Raw genomic sequence first — 15,221 nt, forward strand, 5'->3', positions numbered from 1 at the left:
GTTCGGGAGGTAGGCCCATGCCTAGAAAGTTCGGAAAACCCACGGACCCCGATTACGAAGCTCGCCTGGCCGAGTTCGAGGCCCGTATCGCACGCGGGGAGAAGATCGAGCCGGGCGACTGGATGCCCGAAGAGTACCGCCGCCAGCTCGTGCGCATGATCTCGCAGCACGCGCACAGCGAGGTGGTGGGGATGCTGCCGGAAGGGGCCTGGATCACGCGGGCGCCCAGCCTCAAGCGCAAGATGATCCTCATCGCCAAGGTGCAGGACGAGGCGGGGCACGGGCAGTACCTCTACCACGCGGCCGAGACGCTGGGCGTCACGCGGGAGGAGATGCTCGAGGCGCTGCTCTCGGGCAAGGCCAAGTATTCCTCCATCTTCAACTACCCCACCCTCACCTGGGCCGACATCGGCACCATCGGCTGGCTGGTGGACGGGGCGGCCATCAAGAACCAGACCATGCTGGCGCAGTGCTCCTACGGGCCCTACAGCCGGGCCATGGTGCGCATCTGCGCCGAGGAGACCTTCCACCACAAGCAGGGCAAGGAGATGGTGATCACCTACGCCAAGGGCACGCCCAAGCAGCGCGCCATGGCCCAGGACGCCATCAACCGCTGGTGGTGGCCCGCCTTGATGATGCTGGGTCCCCACGACTCCGACTCGCCCAACACCCCCACGCTGGTGAAGTGGGGCGTCAAGACCAAGACCAACGACGAGGTGCGGCAGGAGTTCATCAACGAGCACGCGCCGGAGATCCTGGAGGCCGGCCTCACCCTCCCCGACCCCGACCTGCGCTACGACGAGGCCACGGGCAACTGGGTCCACGGGCCCATCAACTGGGATGAGTTCTGGGCCGTGGTGAACGGCAACGGCCCCATGAACAAGGAGCGCCTCGAGGCCCGCCGCCGGGCCCACGCCGAAGGCGCCTGGGTGCGCGAGGCGCTGGCGGTCTACGCGGCGAGGAAGCAGCAAACCGCGGTCGCGGTTTAAGGTGAAAAGTTGAAAAGGTAAAAAGGGGAAAAGCAAAAGCTTGAGCTGCGCCTCTTTTCACCTTTTCGCCTTTTACCCTTTTTACCTCAAGAGGTTTTATGGACACACAGTGGCCCCGCTGGGAAGTCTTCAAACAGGACACCCCCGCCAAGCCCCACCAGGCGGTGGGTTCGGTACACGCCGCCGACCCCTTTCACGCGCTGCTCACCGCGCGCAACGTCTTTGCCCGCCGGCCCCAGGCGGTGAGCATGTGGGTCGCGCCCGCCTCGGCGATCTTCTCGGTGACGCAGGAAGAGCTTGCCGAGGGTCAGGAGCCCAAGCCCCCGGCCCCCGACCCCCGGCCCTCGACCTTCTACGTCTTCCGCAAGACCTCGCACAAACGCTCGATGACCTTCGTGGACTATGTGGGCGAGCTCGAGGCCGCCTCGCCGCAGCAGGCGCTGGAGCTGGCGCGGCAGCGCTTCACCGATGCCGAGGCGCTGGCGTGGTGGGTGGTGCCCGCCTCGAGCGTCACCAAGAGCGAGAACAGCCCCGAGACCGTGGAGAGCTGGTTCGCCCCGGCCAAGGACAAGACCTACAAGCAGCAGTCCTACTACGGCGTGGTGGGTTCGCACGTGAGCAAGTTCAAGCGCCCGCGGGGGGAAGACGATGAATGAGCAGGTAAAACAGGCCCTCATCGCCAAGCTCACCGCCCTGGCCGACGACGAGCTGATCCTGGCCCACCGCGACAGCGAGTGGACCGGCCACGGGCCCATCCTCGAGGAGGACATCGCCCTCGCCAACATCGCCCAGGACGAGCTGGGGCACGCCACCGTCTGGTACGGCCTGCGCTCCGCCCTCGACGGGTCCGACCCCGACCGGCTGGCCTTCTTCCGCGACGCCGGGGAGTTCCGCAACTGCGAGTTCGTGGAGCTGCCCAGGGGCGACTGGGCCTTCACGATGCTGCGGCAGTACCTCTTCGACGTGTACGAGGCGCTGTGGCTCTCGGCCGCGGCCCGCAGCACCTACTCACCCCTGGCCGAGGCGGCGGCCAAGGTCGTGCGCGAGGAGCGCTTCCACCTCCAGCACACCCAGGCCTGGGTCGAGCGGCTGGGGCTGGGCACCGAGGAGTCGCGCCGGCGCATCCAGGCGGCCCTCGACGAGCAGTGGGGCTACGCCCAGCAGCTCTTCGTGCCCCTGCCCGACGAGGCCCTGCTGGTGGCCGAGGGCATCGTGCCCGATCTCGCCGAGGTCAAGGAGGCCTGGCTCGAGCGCACCACCGAGCACCTGCGCAAGTCGGGGCTCGAGCTGCCCCTGCAGCCCGGCTACCAACCCGCCTCGCGCCAGATGCACACCGAGCACCTTTGGTCGCTGCTGGCCGAGATGCAGTCCACCGCCCGCTGGGACGCGGAAGCGAAGGTGTGGTGAGCGGGGGGGAAAAGGTGAAAAGGGGAAAAGGTAAAAAGGGAAAGAGCCGGGCGATCGCTTCGGCTTTGCGCCTTTCACCTTTTTCCCTTTTAGCCTTTTTGCCCTCTTCCCCCGTCGCCTCGAGGTTCCTATGACCCCCCTTCCCAGCGCCGACCAGGTCTGGCAGGCCCTCGCGCAGGTGCCCGACCCCGAGATCCCCGTCATCAACGTGGTGGAGATGGGGATCGTGCGGGACGTGCGGGTGGAGGGGGGGAAGGCCGTCGTCACCATGACACCCACCTTCTCGGGCTGCCCGGCGCTGCACGTGATCCGGGAGAACCTCGAGCAGGCCGTGCGGGGGCTGGGTTTTGGCGAGGTCGAGGTCAGGACCGTGCTCTTCCCGCCGTGGTCTACCGACTCGATCACCCCGGAGGCCAGGGCCAAGCTCGAGCGCTACGGCATCGCCCCGCCGCGCCCGGCGGGCGAGGTGGGGCTGATCGAGCTTGAGCTCGAGCCCGTGCGCTGCCCGCGCTGCGGCTCGCTCGACACCTCGGTGAAGAACACCTTCGGCCCCACGCTGTGCAAGAGCATCCACGTCTGCAACGCCTGCCGCGAGCCCTTCGAGAGCTTCAAGACGCTGTGACCTGAGCCTACAGGCGCTTACTAATCAGGTTGTGAGAGGCAGAACACCCGCCGGGACCGGCGGGCGTTTGTGGAAGCGCGGTCAGTCGTTCGCCGGCTCCCGTGCGGGGGTGCGCTCGAGCGGATACCCCTCCCGCTCCCAGGCCCGGATGCCGCCGGTGAGGTTGGCGACGTTGGTGAAGCCGGCGGCCAGCAGGGCGCTGACGGCGGTGGAGGAGCGGTCGCCGCTGAGGCAGTAGGCGACCACCGGCCTGTCCCTGGGGATGCGCTGCAGGTGCCGCGTGACCCGCCCGGCGTGGAGGTTGAGCGCCCCGGGGACGTGGCCGGCGCGGTACTCGTCGGCGGCGCGCACGTCCAGGAAGGCGGCCTCGCCCCGTTCCCACAGCGCCCTGGCCTCGGCGGCGGTGACCTGGGGGGCGGGCTCGAGCCCGCCCTCGGCGTAGCCCTCGAGGCCGGGGACGTAGCCCCGCACGTCGTCCAGCCCGACGCGAACGAGCTGGCGGGCGAGCTCGTCGGCCTGCTGGGGCGAGGCCAGCAGCACCAGGGGGCGGTCGTAAGGCAACAGCCAGCCCGCCCAGGTGGGAAAGTTCTTGCCCGCCGGAATGTTGATGGAGCCGGGAAGGTGCCCCCGGGCGAAGGCGGACTTGTCGCGGGTGTCCACCAGCACCGCCCCGTCCTGGAGGGCCTGGCGGAACTGCCCGGGGGTGAGCCGGCGGGCCGGGGGAACCTCTCCCAGGATGGGCACGCCGTCGCGGTTGAGCCGCTTCATCCGGGCGAAGTAGTAGGGGGCCTCCGGCTGGCCCTCCAGCAGGGCCCTCACGAAGCCCTCCTCGTCGCCGCGGCGCAGGTAGTCGGCCCACCAGGCGAAGCGCCGCTCGTAGCCGACGGTGGTGCTGGGTAAGGCCCCCAGCGCCTTGCCGCAGGCCGAGCCTGCGCCGTGGCCGGGCCACACCTGCACGTAGTCGGGCAGCGTGAGGAGCTTCCCCTTCAGGCTCCTGAACATCTGCCGCGCGCCCGGCTCTGCGGTGCCTTTGATCCCGGCGGCCTCCTCCAGGAGGTCCGGCCGCCCGACGTCGCCCACGAACACGAAGTCGCCGGTCAGGACGAGGCCGGGCTCGTCGGCGGCGGCCCCGTCGGTGACGAGGAAGGAGAGGTGCTCGGGGGTGTGGCCGGGGGTGTGCAGCGCCTTGACCCGCACGTTGCCCAGCCGGATCTCCTCGCCGTCGCGGAGCAGCACGTACTCGAAGCCTTCCAGCCCGCCGTACTTCCAGTTCTGATCGCCCTCGTCGGAGAGGTAGAGGGTGGCCCCGGCGGCCTTCGCGAGCTCGCGGGCGCCGGAGAGATAGTCGGCGTGGATGTGGGTTTCGGTGACCGCCACGACGCGCAGCTTGTTGCGCTCGGCCTCGGCCAGGTAGACGCCGACGTCGCGCCGGGGGTCCACGACCACCGCCTCGCCGGTGGTCGGGCAGCCGACCAGGTAGCTCGCCTGGGCCAGCCCCTCCTCGTAGATCTGTCGGAAGAACATTGTGCCTCCTGTCCTGAATCCTATACCGCGAAGGGCTATGCTGTCGAATAGCCCCAGGGGGTATATGCCCCGGAAGGGGGAGGGAAGGAGCAAGATGAGCCTTTTAGACGAGAAGATCCAGGCGCAGGTCCGGGAGATCCTGCAACCCATCGCCCAGCCCGTCGAGCTGGTGGTCTTCACCAAGAGCACGCTGGTGCTCCCCGGCCAGGACGAGCCGGGTTTGCAGGAAGAGACCGTGGCGCTGCTGAAGGAGGTCGCCAGCCTCAACGACAAGATCACCGTGGTCGAGAAGCCCTTCAGCGACCCCGAAGCCCAGGCCCTGGGCCTGACGCACGCCCCCACCACCCTGTTGCGCGAGGCGGGCTCGCAGCGCTCCAACATCCGCTTTCTGGGCATCCCCAGCGGCTACGAGTTCTCCACGCTGCTCGAGGCGCTACTGATGCTGGGCACCGGCGAGAGCAAGCTGCCCGAGCCGGCCCGGAAGGAGCTGGAGAAGGTAACCGAGCCGGTGCGGCTGCAGAGCTTCGTCACCCCCACCTGCCCCTACTGCCCCCGCGCGGTGATGGCGGCCTTCAAGTTCGCCTACCACAACCCCAACATCGTGGCCGAGGGCGTCGAGGCCAGCGAGTTCCCGGTGCTCTCCGGCCGCTACAAGATCTCCGGCGTGCCCGACACCATCATCCACGGCCTCACCCAGCAGCGCGTGCTGGGCGGCCAGCCCGAGCGGGTCTTCCTCGAGGCCACCCTCAAGGCGGCGGGCGTGGGGGCTACGGCCTGAAGCCCGCTCAGGAGCCGCCCGTGAGCGAAACCCCGAGCCCGCTCGAGCCCGAGCGCCAGAAGCTCCTCCACCGCCTGCGCCGCCTGGAGGGCCAGGTGCGCGGCCTGCAGCGCATGATCGAGGAGGACCGCCCCTGCCACGAAGTGCTCACCCTGCTCTCCGGGATCCGCGGGGCGCTCGAGGGCATCGGAGAGATCGTGCTCGAGGAGTACCTGCTGGAGTGCCAGTCCGAGATGAGCCGGGGCGAGCTCGACGCGAAGGCGGTCGTGGAGGCGGTGCGGCTGTTGCGGTGAGGGGTCGTACGTCCTGCGCCGAACGCCAAACGCCAAACGCCGAACGCCAAACGCTCTCGACCTTTGACGCCGGCGGGGAGGGGTTTACCACGAGCCACAGGCCTATCGGTGAGGGCTGAAAGCTGACCGCTGACGGCTCAAAGCTTATCGCCTACCGCTCCTCCCCCGGCGCGGGCTGCGGCGTGAAGCTCGGCCCGTCGGTGCGGGGGCCTTCGGGGGTCCAGAGGAGGCGGTCGATGCACATGCGGCGGGCGGTCTTGGCGGGGTCCCAGGCGTGGTAGACGAGGTAATCCTGGCCGCCGGGGCCGCGCACCACGGAGTTGTGGCCGGGGCCGATGACGGTGCCGGGGAGGGTTTTGAGGACGGCGGGGGCGCCGGGGTGGGGCTCGAGCCAGGGGCCTAGCGGGTGGTCGGCCACGGCGTAGGAGACGCCGTAGCTCGCCTCCTGCCAGTTGCCGCCGGAGAAGAAGCAGTAGTAGCGCCCGCCGCGCTTGACCACGAAGGGGCCCTCGAGGGTGTGCCAGTCGTGGACGCCGCCGTACATGGGGCGCTGGCGCTGGTAGATCTGCCAGTCGGCGCTGGCCCGCAGCACGGTGCGGGGGGAGCCCTCGAGCCGGGTCATGCTGCGCAGGCGGTCCACCACCAGCGCGGTGCCCACCCGCTCGCCGTCGAGGAAGTCCTTGGCGTAGAACAAGTACCACTGCCCGTCGTCGTCGCGGAAGGGGCTGGGGTCGATGGCAAAGGGCTCGTCGGGGGTGAGCACCAGGCCCATGTCCCAGAAGGGGCCCTGCGGCTGGGTGGCGCTCGCCACGCGCAGGGCGTGGCCTTTGTCGCCGACGCCCGCCGAGTAGTACATGTAGAAGCGGTCGCCGCTGTGGGCCACCTCGGGGGCCCAGTAGTCGAGCTTCTGGTCGAGGCTGAGGGGCTCGAGGGCCCCGCCCAGCGAGGTCCAGTCCACCAGGTTGGGCGACTGCAGCACCTCGACCACCCGCCCGTCGGGCTGCACGCCGCCGGTGCCGTAGGCGTAGTACATCCCGCCGTACTCGAGCACGAAGGGGTCGGCGAAGTAGCCGCCGTAGACCGGGTTGGTGTAGCTGCGCCGGCTGGTCCGGGTCATGGCGGGGCCCCTCACCGGCCGGGGTCGCCCGAGGGCAGGGGGCTGGGGCCGACGCTGGGGGGTGCCACCCGGGGCAGGCCGTCGGGGCCCCAGGTGATCTTCTGCGCGCGGGGGCTGCGCTGGTCCTTGCAGCCTAAGTCGGGGCCGGGGTTGGCGTGGTACATGATCCAGTCCTCCTTGCCGTCGGGGGACTTGAAGAAGCTGTTGTGGCCGGGGCCGAAGGCCTGGCCCTGGTCGTTGCGGGTGAGGAAGGGCCTGGGCATCTTCTGCCAGGACTTCGGCTGGAGCAGGTCGGCACTTTGCGAGGCCACCAGCACCCCCACCGCGTAGTTGTCGGTCCAGCAGCCCGAGCCCGAGTAGGCCAGGTAGATCTTGTTGTTGCGCTTGACGACGGCCGGGCCCTCGTTGACCGCCGCGCCGTAGATCTCCCAGGGCTGGTCGGGGATGGAGATCTCGACGCGGGGCCCCGAGAGGGTCCAGGGGTTGGAGAGGGGGGCGATGTAGAGGTTCTGCGGCTTCTCGCCGGGCATCAGGTCGAAGGGGGTGCCGCTGTAGATCACGTAGAGCTTTCCGCCGTTCTCGAGCACGGTGGGGTCGATGGCCCAGAAGTCGTTCTGCGCGTCGAAGAGGCGGGCTTTGTAGCTGTAGGGGCCCATGGGGTCGTCGGCGGCCGACTCGAGCACGTGCATGCGCTGCTGGGCGCAGCACTCCGAGGGCCCGGCGGTGTAGTAGAGGTACCAGCGGTACTGGCCCTGGGGGTTCTTGAGCCGGTGGAACTCGGGGGCCCACACGTGGCAGCAGCGCTCGGGCTCAAAGTCGGCCCACACGACCTGCTCGGGGGCCTGGCCCAGCGTGGCTAAGCTCCGGGCCTTGCGGACGCGGACGTCGGCGCCGGTGGTGTAGGTGAGGTAGTAGTTGCCGCCGAAGAAGGTGACGAAGGGGTCGGGGCCGCTGGGGAGGAGGGGGTTGACGAAGGTCTTGGGGGGTTGGCTCGAGGCGCTCATGAGCATCAGAAACAGCAGGGTCAGAAGGGGGAGGGGCTTGGCTGGCATCTTTATCCTTCAGGCTACGGCCTGTCGCAGGCTCTCGAGCAGTTCTTCATCCAGCAGGGGCCGGACCGAGGCGCCCACGTTCTGCTCGACCTGTTCGGGGGTTTTGGCTCCCGGGATCGCCGCTGAAACCGCCGGATGGGCCAGCACGTAGCGCAGGGCGAGCTGGCTGAGGTTCTGGCCGGGTCCCACCCACTTGCGCAGGCGTTCGACTTTGCCCAGGCTCTCCTGGAACCAGGCCTCCCGGGGCCAGTCCTTGCGGATATCCCCCTCGGGAAAGCGGGTTTGCGCCGAGAATTTGCCGCTCAGAAGGCCCATGCGCAGCGGTCCTCGGACCACTACCCCGATGCCGTGCTGCTCACAGTACGGCAACAGGCCGGCCTCGGACCTGCGGTTGAGCAGGCTGTAGTCGAGCTGGACCACGTCGAGCCCTCCGTGCTGGTTGAAGTGCTGGACATGCTCGAGGCTATCGGTGGAAACCCCTACCGCCCTCACCCGCCCCTCGGCCTTGAGCCGGGTAAAGGCGGCCAAAAAAGCCTCGGTTTCCTCGTGCTTGTCCCACCAGATGTGGTCGAAGTAGACGTCGAGGTAGTCGGTCCCCAGGCGTTGCAGGCTGGCTTCGAAGGCCCGGATCACCTTCTCGGGGGTGTCGTAAACCGGCTCCCTTTTAGGGTCGCGGTGGTGGCCCATCAGCCCGCCCTTGCTGGCGAGGATGACCCTCTCCCGCTTTCCCCGGACGGCCTGGCCCACCAGCCGCTCGCTGCGACCGTCGCCGTAGACGTCGGCGGTATCGATGAAGTTGACCCCGAGCTCGAGGGCGCGCTCGAGGGCCCGCAGCGAGGTCGCGTCGTCCACTTCCCCCCAGGCGTCACCCCCGATGGCCCAGGCCCCGAAGCCGATCTCCGAAACCTCGATCCCGGTCCGACCCAGTTGCCTGTAGTGCATGCTGAACTCCTCTCCGAGAGACCAAAACCCCTGCCGAGGGCTCACTCCTTCATCCCGGTGAGCGCGATGCCCTGCTCGAGGTAGCGCTGGGCCAGCAGGTAGGCGACGAGCACGGGGATGGCGGCCAGGGCGGTCCCGGCCATCAGCTTGCCGTACTCGGTGACGTAGCGCTGGGAGAAGGAGGTCAGGCCGACGGGCAGGGTCTGCATGTCGGGGGAGGTGGCGACGTAGAGCGGCCAGACGTAGTTGTTCCACGAGCCCATGAAGCTGAACACCCCCAGCGTCACCAGCACCGGCACCGACAGCGGCAGGATCACGAAGAGCAGGATCTGCAGGCTGTTGGCCCCGTCCATGCGGGCGGCCTCCTCGAGCTCGCGCGGCAGCGTGGAGAAGAACTGCCGCAGCAAGAACACCCCGAAGGCCCCGGCCACCCCCGGCCAGATCAGGGCGTGGTAGGTGTCGATCCAGTTGAACTGCAGCATCATGATGTAGGTGGGGATCAGCGTCACGATGCCGGGCACCATCATGCTCGAGAGGATGAACCAGAACCAGGTCTCGCGGCCTTTGAAGCGCATGCGCGACAGGGGGTAGGCCGCCAGCACGCACAGGGCGACGTGGACGAAGGTGAAGGCGAAGGCCGTGAACAGCGAGTTCCAGGTCCAGCGCAGGAGCTTGCCGTCGGGCGAGTTGATGATCTCGTCGTAGTTCTCGAGGGTGGGGTTCTTGGGGATCCACTGCACGGGGATGGAGATGGTCTCGGCCTCGGGCTTGAACGACGTCGAGAGCATCCAGTACAGCGGGGCCAGGAAGATGACCGCCAGGACCGCCAGCACGATGAAGCGCGGCAGGTCGCGGACGCGGCGCCAGCGGGGGGTGGAGCGGGGGCGGGAGTATCGGCCGGAGCTCACCATGTCAGCGCTCCCTCGAGGCGTTGAGGTCCTTGACCATCAGCCGGAACTGGATCACCGTGAACACCAGCATCAGCGCGCCGAAGACGAAGGCCATGGCCGAGGCGCTGGAGAGCTGGTAGTTGCCGAAAGCCTCCTCGGTGATGTACATGATCACGCTCTGGGTGCTGCGGGCCGGGCCGCCGTTGGTGATGACCTGCGACTGCCCGAAGAGCTGGAAGGAGGCCAGCACCGTGGTCACGGTGATGAAGAGGGTGGTAGGGGCCAACAGCGGCACCGTGATGTGGCGAAACTTGGCCCACGGGCCCGCGCCGTCGATGTCGGCGGCCTCGTAGACGCTCTGGCTGATGCCGCCGAGCGCCGCGAGGTAGAGCGTCATGTTGAAGCCCACCGTCCACCACACCGTGCCCACGATGATGGGCACCCAGGCCCAGCCCTCGGTGGTGAGGAACTGGATTACGGGCAACCCCCAGAACTCCTGGCGGATGACGTTGACCAAGCCGCTCTGGTTGTCGAACATCCAGCGCCAGAGGATGCCCATCACCGAGACCGAGAGGATGCCGGGCATGAAGAAGATGGCCCGGAAGACTGCCCGCCCGAAGATGGGCCGGTACAGCAGCACCGCCAGCCCCAGCGCTGCGCCCACCAGCAGCGGCGTGCTGATGAGCGTGAAGAGGGTGGTGTTGATCAGGCTCTTCCAGAAGAACTGCGACTGCGGGGTGGAGGGGTCGAAGAGGTTGCGGTAGAAGGTGAGGCCCACGAACTCCTGCTGGCCGCCCAGCAGGTCCCAGCGGTGGAAGCTCACCCACAAGCCGTAGCCCACCGGGTAGACGATGAAGACGAGGAAGAAGGCCGCGTGGGGCAGCAGGTAGAGGTAGGGGACTAAGGGGTTGGAGTCGTCGAGGGCAAAAAGCCTTCCGCGCCGTGGGCTCGAGTCAGACGCGCGGGTCATTCGCACCTCCGGGGTTGAGCCGGGAGCCGGGGCTCGGGGCTATGGGCTGGGTGGGGCAGGGCTCGAGGCACCGGACGCTCCGTTGAGGGGTGGGCCTCCACCAGGAGGAGGTTGGTGGAGGCCCAAAGCGAGGGGGGTTAGCGGAAGTTGGGGCGGGCCTGGGCGATCTGCTTGTTGGCCTCGTCCACGCCCTGGTCGAGGGCCTGCTTGACGGGCTGCTTGCCCAGGTAGGCCCGCTCCCACGCGCCGTCGAAGGGCCCGAGCACCTGGCCGCCCCAGGGGAAGCCGCTGGTGGCGTAGATGCTGTCGAGCTTGTCGAAGATGCCGGAGATGGGCTGGGTCTCGAACTTCTTGTCCTGGGCCACGGCCCGCACGGTGGGCAGGCTGCCCGTCGAGGTCCAGACCAGGTTCTGCGGGGCGGCCGACATCCAGTTGATGAACTCCATGGCCGCGGCGCGCTTGTTGGGGTCGTAGCCCTGGCGCTGCACCGGGAGGGTGAGGTGGCTCGAGCCGCCCCAGGTGGCGTCCTGCTTGTTGCCGATGCGCGGGGGGAAGGCCACGCCGAAGGAGAAGTTGGGGGTCTTCTCGAAGCGGTCGAGGTACCACTGGCCCGAGGGGAAGAAGCAGACCTTGCCCTGGCTGAAGGCGGCGAGCTCGGCCTCTTCGGTGGAGTTGGGGCGGGCCACGTTCTCCTTCTGCACGAGGTCTACCAGGAACTGCACCGCCTCGACGGCCTCAGGGGTGTTGAAGCTGGCGTTGAGGTCCTTGTCGACGAGGCTGCCGCCGTTTTGCAGGATGGCCGAGTAGGCCATGCGGGCACCCACCCAGTTGTTGTAGAGGCTGATGCCCCAGGTCTCGAGGTTCTTGGCGTCGAAGCCGGCCTGGCCGGGCTTGCGGCCTTCCTTGTCGGTGGTGCAGGCGCGGGCGGCGGTGAGCAGCTCGGCGCGGTTGGTGGGCACCTTGCTCACGCCCATCTTCTGCATGAGGGCCTTGTTGTAGAACATCACGTAGGCCACCGCCGAGATGGGCACGCCGTAGCTCTGGCCCTTGTAGCTGGCGGTCTCGAAGAGGGGCTTGAAGAAGCGGTTGGTGTCGATGTTCGCGCTGCGGTACATCTGCGGGGTGATGGGCGTGAGCGCGCCACGGGCGATGAAGCGGGTGATCTGGTCCTCGTTGACCACCACCACGTCGGGGGCGCGGCCCGAGGCGACGAGGGGCTCGAGCTGGTTCCAGGTGGTGCCCCAGGGCTGGGCGGTGGCCTTGACCACGATGTTGGGGTGGGTCTCGTTGAAGCGCTTGACCAGGTCCTCCATCACCGGGCGGTCGGGTCCGGTGAAGCCGTGGAGGTAGGTGATCTCGACCTTGGGGCCGGTATAGCTCGACTGCGTCTGCGCGAGGATGAAACCGCCCGTGCCTAGGGCGCCCAGCAGGAGCGCCAAACCGATCTTGCCTTTCCTGTTCATCTTGCCTCCTTACACCGAAACGGCGGCCTTGCGTTGTTTGTCCAGCCAGCGCCGGGAATAGCCCAGCGGGTTGGCTTCGTCGTAGGGCTGCGCGGGCCCGCGGGTGGCGCGGCACAGCCGGTCGAGGTCGGCTTTGGGGGTGCGGTCGGCGTAGAGCAGACCGTTCTTCTCCTGGAAGGTGTCGGTGAGCTGAGTGTAGCAGAAGCCGGCCAGCCCCTCGCTGCGGTGCACGGCCTCGAGCAGCGCGCTGTAGTGCTCGAGGAAGCCCTCCGCGCTCTGGGCGCGGCTGTAGCCCCAGCCGTCGCCCTGTGAGAAGGCGATGCCGCCGAACTCGGTGAGCAGCGCCGGCTTCTCCTGCCACTCGAAGCCCTCCAGCGCCAGGCGGCGCCCGCCGGGGCGGAAGGTCTCGGCGGCCTTCGCGAGGGCCTCGAGGTCGGTGTAGCGCCGCAGGATCACCTCGGGGTCGGGGGTGTAGTCGTGGATGGCGAAGACGTCGCCCGCCGGCTGCTCCCAGCCGTCGTTGGCGCTGACGAGCCGGGTGGGGTCCTGGGCGCGGGTGAGGTGGTAGAGGCCCTTCACGAAGTCGCGCTGGGCGGCGTGGGTGGGCAGGTCGGGCACGCCCCACGACTCGTTGAAGGGCACCCAGCCCACCACGCAGGGGTGGGAGCAGTCGCGCTCGATGGCCTCGAGCCACTCCTGGGTGAGGCGCCCTAAGGCCTCGGGGGCGAAGGTGTAGGCGCTGGGCATCTCGTCCCACACCAGCAGCCCGATGCGGTCGCACCAGTAGAGCCAGCGGGGGTTTTCGAGCTTCTGGTGCTTGCGCGCGCCGTTGAAGCCCAGCCGGCGGGTGAGCTCGACGTCGCGGCGCAGCTCCTCGTCGCTGGCGGTCATGAGCCCCTCGGGCCAGTAGCCCTGGTCGAGCACCATGCGCAGGTAGTAGGGGCGTTCGTTGAGCAGGAAGCGCCGCCCCTCCAGCCGCACCGAGCGCAGCGCGGTGTAGCTGGACACCCGGTCGAGCACGGCCTCGCCCTGGAGGAGCTCGAGCTCGGCGTCGATGAGCTGGGGGTGCTCGGGGCTCCACAGCAGCCCGTCGCGCAGGTCGTCGATGCCGGGGTCGGGGAGGGCGAGGGTGCGCGCGAGGCGGGGGCCGCTCAGGGCGTAGCGGTCCTCGGCCAGCACCTCGCCGCCCGCCCGCAGCCGCACCCGCAGGCTGAGGCCCGGCAGGAAGGGGCCGGCGAGCCGGGCTTCCAGGCCGAGGCTCCAGCCGGGCACGTCGGGGGTCCAGCGCAGCTTGGCGATGCGGGTGGCGGGGACGGCCTCGAGCCACACCGGCTGCCAGATGCCGGTGGTGCGGGGGTACCAGATGGAGTGGGGCTCGCGCTGCCAGTCCTGCTTGCCGCGCGGCTTGGCGAGGTCGTGGGGGTCGTCCTCGGCCCGCACGACGACCTCGAGCACGTCGCCGCCCCCCAGCGCGTCGGTGACGTCGGCGCAGAAGGGGGTGTGGCCGCCGGTGTGCTCGGCGACGCGGGCGCCGTTGGCCCACACCGTGGCGCGGTAGTCCACGGCGCCGAAGTGCAGCAGCAGGCGCCCGGCCTCGAGCTCCTGCGGGGTGAGGCGCACGGCGGTGCGGTACCACACCGCGCGGTGGTAGCCCTGGTCCCCGATCCCGCTGCGCGGGCTCTCGGGGGCGTAGGGGACCAGGATTTCGCGGTCGAACTCGACCTCCTCGGGGCGGGTGAAGCGGGCCTCGTCGTCGAAGGCGAAGCGCCAGGTCCCGCCGAGGTCGCGCCAGTGGGGGCGCTCGAGCTGGGGGTTGGGGTGCTGGGAATCGGGCATGGGGAACTCCACAGGAAACCCTGGTCGGAGGTGCTTTGTGTGTAGCGAAATATTACAGCTCAATACGAAATGTGTCAAGATTTAGCGAAATAAATGTGAGAATCGTTCACAAGGGGTCTTCTGCGATGCCGTAACGGCTTCCGTGGGTTTGCTAATGTTTCGGATTTTCGTGTAACATCGAAACAAATGAGGGAGGGGTTAGCGTGCCAACATCCGGAAACCGCCGCCTGACCGTCGAGGGTGAAGCCGCCGTGCCCGTTCTGCGGGCCCTGGACTCCGAGACGCGCATGCTCATCTTCAGCCTGCTCTCGCACGAGGGCATGAACGTCTCGGAGCTGGCCGAGGCCATGGGCATGGCCCACTCCACGGTGAGCACCAACCTCAAGATGCTCGAGGAGGCCGGGCTGCTGGTGGTGCAGTACGTCCCGGGCACCCGCGGCTCGCAGAAGCTCGTCGCCAAGCGCTACGACGAGATCCTCATCAAGCTGCCCGGCGTGGCGGTGGAGGCCGACCAGGACGTGGTGGAGATCTCCATGCCCATCGGCAACTACCACCGCATCGACGTCAAGCCCACCTGCGGCCTGGCCAGCGACAGCAAGTTCATCGGCATGCTCGACGACGTGCGCAGCTTCTACGAGCCCGAGCACGTCTTCGCCCAGCTCCTGTGGTTCGGCCAGGGCTACGTCGAGTACGCCTTCCCCAACAACGTCCCGCGCGGGGCGATCACCACCGAGCTCGAGCTCTCCGCCGAGATCTGCTCCGAGGCCCCGCAGTACGACCACAACTGGCCCTCCGACATCACCTTGTGGATCAACGGGGTGGAGGTGGGCACCTGGACCAGCCCCGGCGACTTCGGCGGCAAGCGTGGCAACCTCACCCCCGCCTGGTGGCCCGAGGACCAGACCCAGTACGGCGTGCTCAAGCGCTGGAAGGTGAGCGCCGAGGGCTCCTTCATCGACGGCGAGGCCCTCTCACCGGTCAAGCTCGCCGACTTGAAGCTCGAAAACGCCAACCACATCGAGGTGCGCCTGGGCGTCAAGCCCGATGCCCGCAACGTGGGGGGCATGAACCTCTTCGGCCGCCGATTCGGGAATTACCCGCAGGACCTCCTGATGCGGCTGAGCTATACGTTCCCGGAGGGGCAGAAGGCGCATAAGGTGAAGTAGGTCGGTGGCTGGTAGCTGGGGGTGGGTTGTGCGTCGTACGTCGTACGCGAGACGCCAAACGCAAAACGCAAAACGCCGAACGCCAAACGCCAAACGCAAGACGCCAAACGCAAAACGCCAAACGCAAGACGCGGGGCGCCTTGTCACCCCCCTTAGCAAGGGGGGCTGGGGG

At 68.4% G+C, this 15,221-nt stretch carries 15 protein-coding genes; 7 read left to right on the top strand and 8 right to left on the bottom strand.

Going from position 1 to position 15,221, the window contains the following annotated elements:
• The first annotated feature begins 17 nt into the window (after positions 1 to 17).
• From paaA to paaD, 4 genes are all read left to right on the top strand, one after another.
• Entirely contained in the window at positions 18 to 989 is a 972-nt protein-coding gene (gene paaA, locus MEICH_RS0104755; RefSeq protein ID WP_027891654.1) for a 1,2-phenylacetyl-CoA epoxidase subunit PaaA, read from the top strand.
• Positions 990 to 1,087: 98 nt separating this feature from the next.
• Positions 1,088 to 1,645 carry a phenylacetic acid degradation protein gene (locus tag MEICH_RS0104760; protein ID WP_027891655.1) on the top strand — a complete coding sequence of 186 codons (558 nt, stop codon included), beginning with the start codon at positions 1,088 to 1,090 and terminating at the stop codon, positions 1,643 to 1,645.
• Entirely contained in the window at positions 1,638 to 2,396 is a 759-nt protein-coding gene (gene paaC, locus MEICH_RS0104765) for a 1,2-phenylacetyl-CoA epoxidase subunit PaaC (protein ID WP_027891656.1), read from the top strand. Before MEICH_RS0104760 ends, paaC begins: the two co-directional genes overlap by 8 nt.
• A 130-nt stretch (positions 2,397 to 2,526) precedes the next feature.
• Complete coding sequence (gene paaD, locus MEICH_RS0104770) at positions 2,527 to 3,018, top strand: 1,2-phenylacetyl-CoA epoxidase subunit PaaD (protein ID WP_027891657.1); 492 nt, start codon at positions 2,527 to 2,529, stop codon at positions 3,016 to 3,018.
• An 81-nt stretch (positions 3,019 to 3,099) separates the two neighbouring features.
• Here paaD and MEICH_RS0104775 read toward each other — a convergent pair whose 3' ends face one another.
• A complete protein-coding gene (locus tag MEICH_RS0104775; RefSeq protein WP_027891658.1) occupies positions 3,100 to 4,542 on the bottom strand; it encodes an MBL fold metallo-hydrolase in 1,443 nt (480 codons plus the stop codon).
• 94 nt (positions 4,543 to 4,636) lie between these two features.
• Between MEICH_RS0104775 and pdo the strand changes: the two genes are divergently transcribed.
• Entirely contained in the window at positions 4,637 to 5,320 is a 684-nt protein-coding gene (pdo, locus tag MEICH_RS0104780) for a protein disulfide oxidoreductase (RefSeq protein ID WP_027891659.1), read from the top strand.
• Positions 5,321 to 5,340: 20 nt separating this feature from the next.
• The gene (locus tag MEICH_RS0104785) at positions 5,341 to 5,613 is read left to right on the top strand and encodes a metal-sensitive transcriptional regulator (protein WP_027891660.1); all 273 of its coding nucleotides are present in this window, start codon (positions 5,341 to 5,343) and stop codon (positions 5,611 to 5,613) included.
• A gap of 151 nt (positions 5,614 to 5,764) precedes the next feature.
• Here MEICH_RS0104785 and MEICH_RS0104790 read toward each other — a convergent pair whose 3' ends face one another.
• From MEICH_RS0104790 to MEICH_RS0104820, 7 genes are all read right to left on the bottom strand, one after another.
• The gene (locus MEICH_RS0104790; protein ID WP_027891661.1) at positions 5,765 to 6,730 is read right to left on the bottom strand and encodes a glycoside hydrolase family 43 protein; all 966 of its coding nucleotides are present in this window, start codon (positions 6,728 to 6,730) and stop codon (positions 5,765 to 5,767) included.
• 11 nt (positions 6,731 to 6,741) lie between these two features.
• Positions 6,742 to 7,782, bottom strand: a complete 1,041-nt coding sequence (locus MEICH_RS23660) for a glycoside hydrolase family 43 protein (protein WP_051303915.1) — start codon at positions 7,780 to 7,782, stop codon at positions 6,742 to 6,744.
• 9 nt (positions 7,783 to 7,791) lie between these two features.
• Positions 7,792 to 8,724, bottom strand: coding sequence for an aldo/keto reductase (locus MEICH_RS0104800; RefSeq protein ID WP_027891662.1), 933 nt, complete (start codon positions 8,722 to 8,724; stop codon positions 7,792 to 7,794).
• A 41-nt stretch (positions 8,725 to 8,765) separates the two neighbouring features.
• Complete coding sequence (locus MEICH_RS0104805) at positions 8,766 to 9,635, bottom strand: carbohydrate ABC transporter permease (protein ID WP_036218320.1); 870 nt, start codon at positions 9,633 to 9,635, stop codon at positions 8,766 to 8,768.
• 1 nt (position 9,636) lies between these two features.
• Positions 9,637 to 10,584, bottom strand: coding sequence for a carbohydrate ABC transporter permease (locus tag MEICH_RS0104810; protein WP_027891664.1), 948 nt, complete (start codon positions 10,582 to 10,584; stop codon positions 9,637 to 9,639).
• A gap of 137 nt (positions 10,585 to 10,721) precedes the next feature.
• The gene (locus MEICH_RS0104815) at positions 10,722 to 12,047 is read right to left on the bottom strand and encodes an ABC transporter substrate-binding protein (protein ID WP_027891665.1); all 1,326 of its coding nucleotides are present in this window, start codon (positions 12,045 to 12,047) and stop codon (positions 10,722 to 10,724) included.
• A 9-nt stretch (positions 12,048 to 12,056) separates the two neighbouring features.
• Positions 12,057 to 13,883, bottom strand: coding sequence for a glycoside hydrolase family 2 protein (locus tag MEICH_RS0104820; RefSeq protein ID WP_036218852.1), 1,827 nt, complete (start codon positions 13,881 to 13,883; stop codon positions 12,057 to 12,059).
• A 203-nt stretch (positions 13,884 to 14,086) separates the two neighbouring features.
• On the opposite strand from MEICH_RS0104820, the gene MEICH_RS0104825 reads away from it, so the two are divergent.
• Positions 14,087 to 15,049 (top strand): ArsR/SmtB family transcription factor, encoded by a 963-nt coding sequence (locus MEICH_RS0104825; RefSeq protein WP_027891667.1) that lies wholly within the window; start codon positions 14,087 to 14,089, stop codon positions 15,047 to 15,049.
• Positions 15,050 to 15,221: the final 172 nt, after the last annotated feature.

This window comes from Calidithermus chliarophilus DSM 9957, assembly GCF_000430045.1.
Classification (GTDB): domain Bacteria; phylum Deinococcota; class Deinococci; order Deinococcales; family Thermaceae; genus Calidithermus; species Calidithermus chliarophilus.

Coding starts and splice junctions, on each gene's coding strand:
- paaA (WP_027891654.1), top strand. CDS start 18: ATGCCTAGAAAGTTCGGAAAACCCACGGACCCCGATTACGAAGCTCGC.
- MEICH_RS0104760 (WP_027891655.1), top strand. CDS start 1,088: ATGGACACACAGTGGCCCCGCTGGGAAGTCTTCAAACAGGACACCCCC.
- paaC (WP_027891656.1), top strand. CDS start 1,638: ATGAATGAGCAGGTAAAACAGGCCCTCATCGCCAAGCTCACCGCCCTG.
- paaD (WP_027891657.1), top strand. CDS start 2,527: ATGACCCCCCTTCCCAGCGCCGACCAGGTCTGGCAGGCCCTCGCGCAG.
- MEICH_RS0104775 (WP_027891658.1), bottom strand. CDS start 4,542: ATGTTCTTCCGACAGATCTACGAGGAGGGGCTGGCCCAGGCGAGCTAC.
- pdo (WP_027891659.1), top strand. CDS start 4,637: ATGAGCCTTTTAGACGAGAAGATCCAGGCGCAGGTCCGGGAGATCCTG.
- MEICH_RS0104790 (WP_027891661.1), bottom strand. CDS start 6,730: ATGACCCGGACCAGCCGGCGCAGCTACACCAACCCGGTCTACGGCGGC.
- MEICH_RS23660 (WP_051303915.1), bottom strand. CDS start 7,782: ATGCCAGCCAAGCCCCTCCCCCTTCTGACCCTGCTGTTTCTGATGCTC.
- MEICH_RS0104800 (WP_027891662.1), bottom strand. CDS start 8,724: ATGCACTACAGGCAACTGGGTCGGACCGGGATCGAGGTTTCGGAGATC.
- MEICH_RS0104805 (WP_036218320.1), bottom strand. CDS start 9,635: ATGGTGAGCTCCGGCCGATACTCCCGCCCCCGCTCCACCCCCCGCTGG.
- MEICH_RS0104810 (WP_027891664.1), bottom strand. CDS start 10,584: ATGACCCGCGCGTCTGACTCGAGCCCACGGCGCGGAAGGCTTTTTGCC.
- MEICH_RS0104815 (WP_027891665.1), bottom strand. CDS start 12,047: ATGAACAGGAAAGGCAAGATCGGTTTGGCGCTCCTGCTGGGCGCCCTA.
- MEICH_RS0104820 (WP_036218852.1), bottom strand. CDS start 13,883: ATGCCCGATTCCCAGCACCCCAACCCCCAGCTCGAGCGCCCCCACTGG.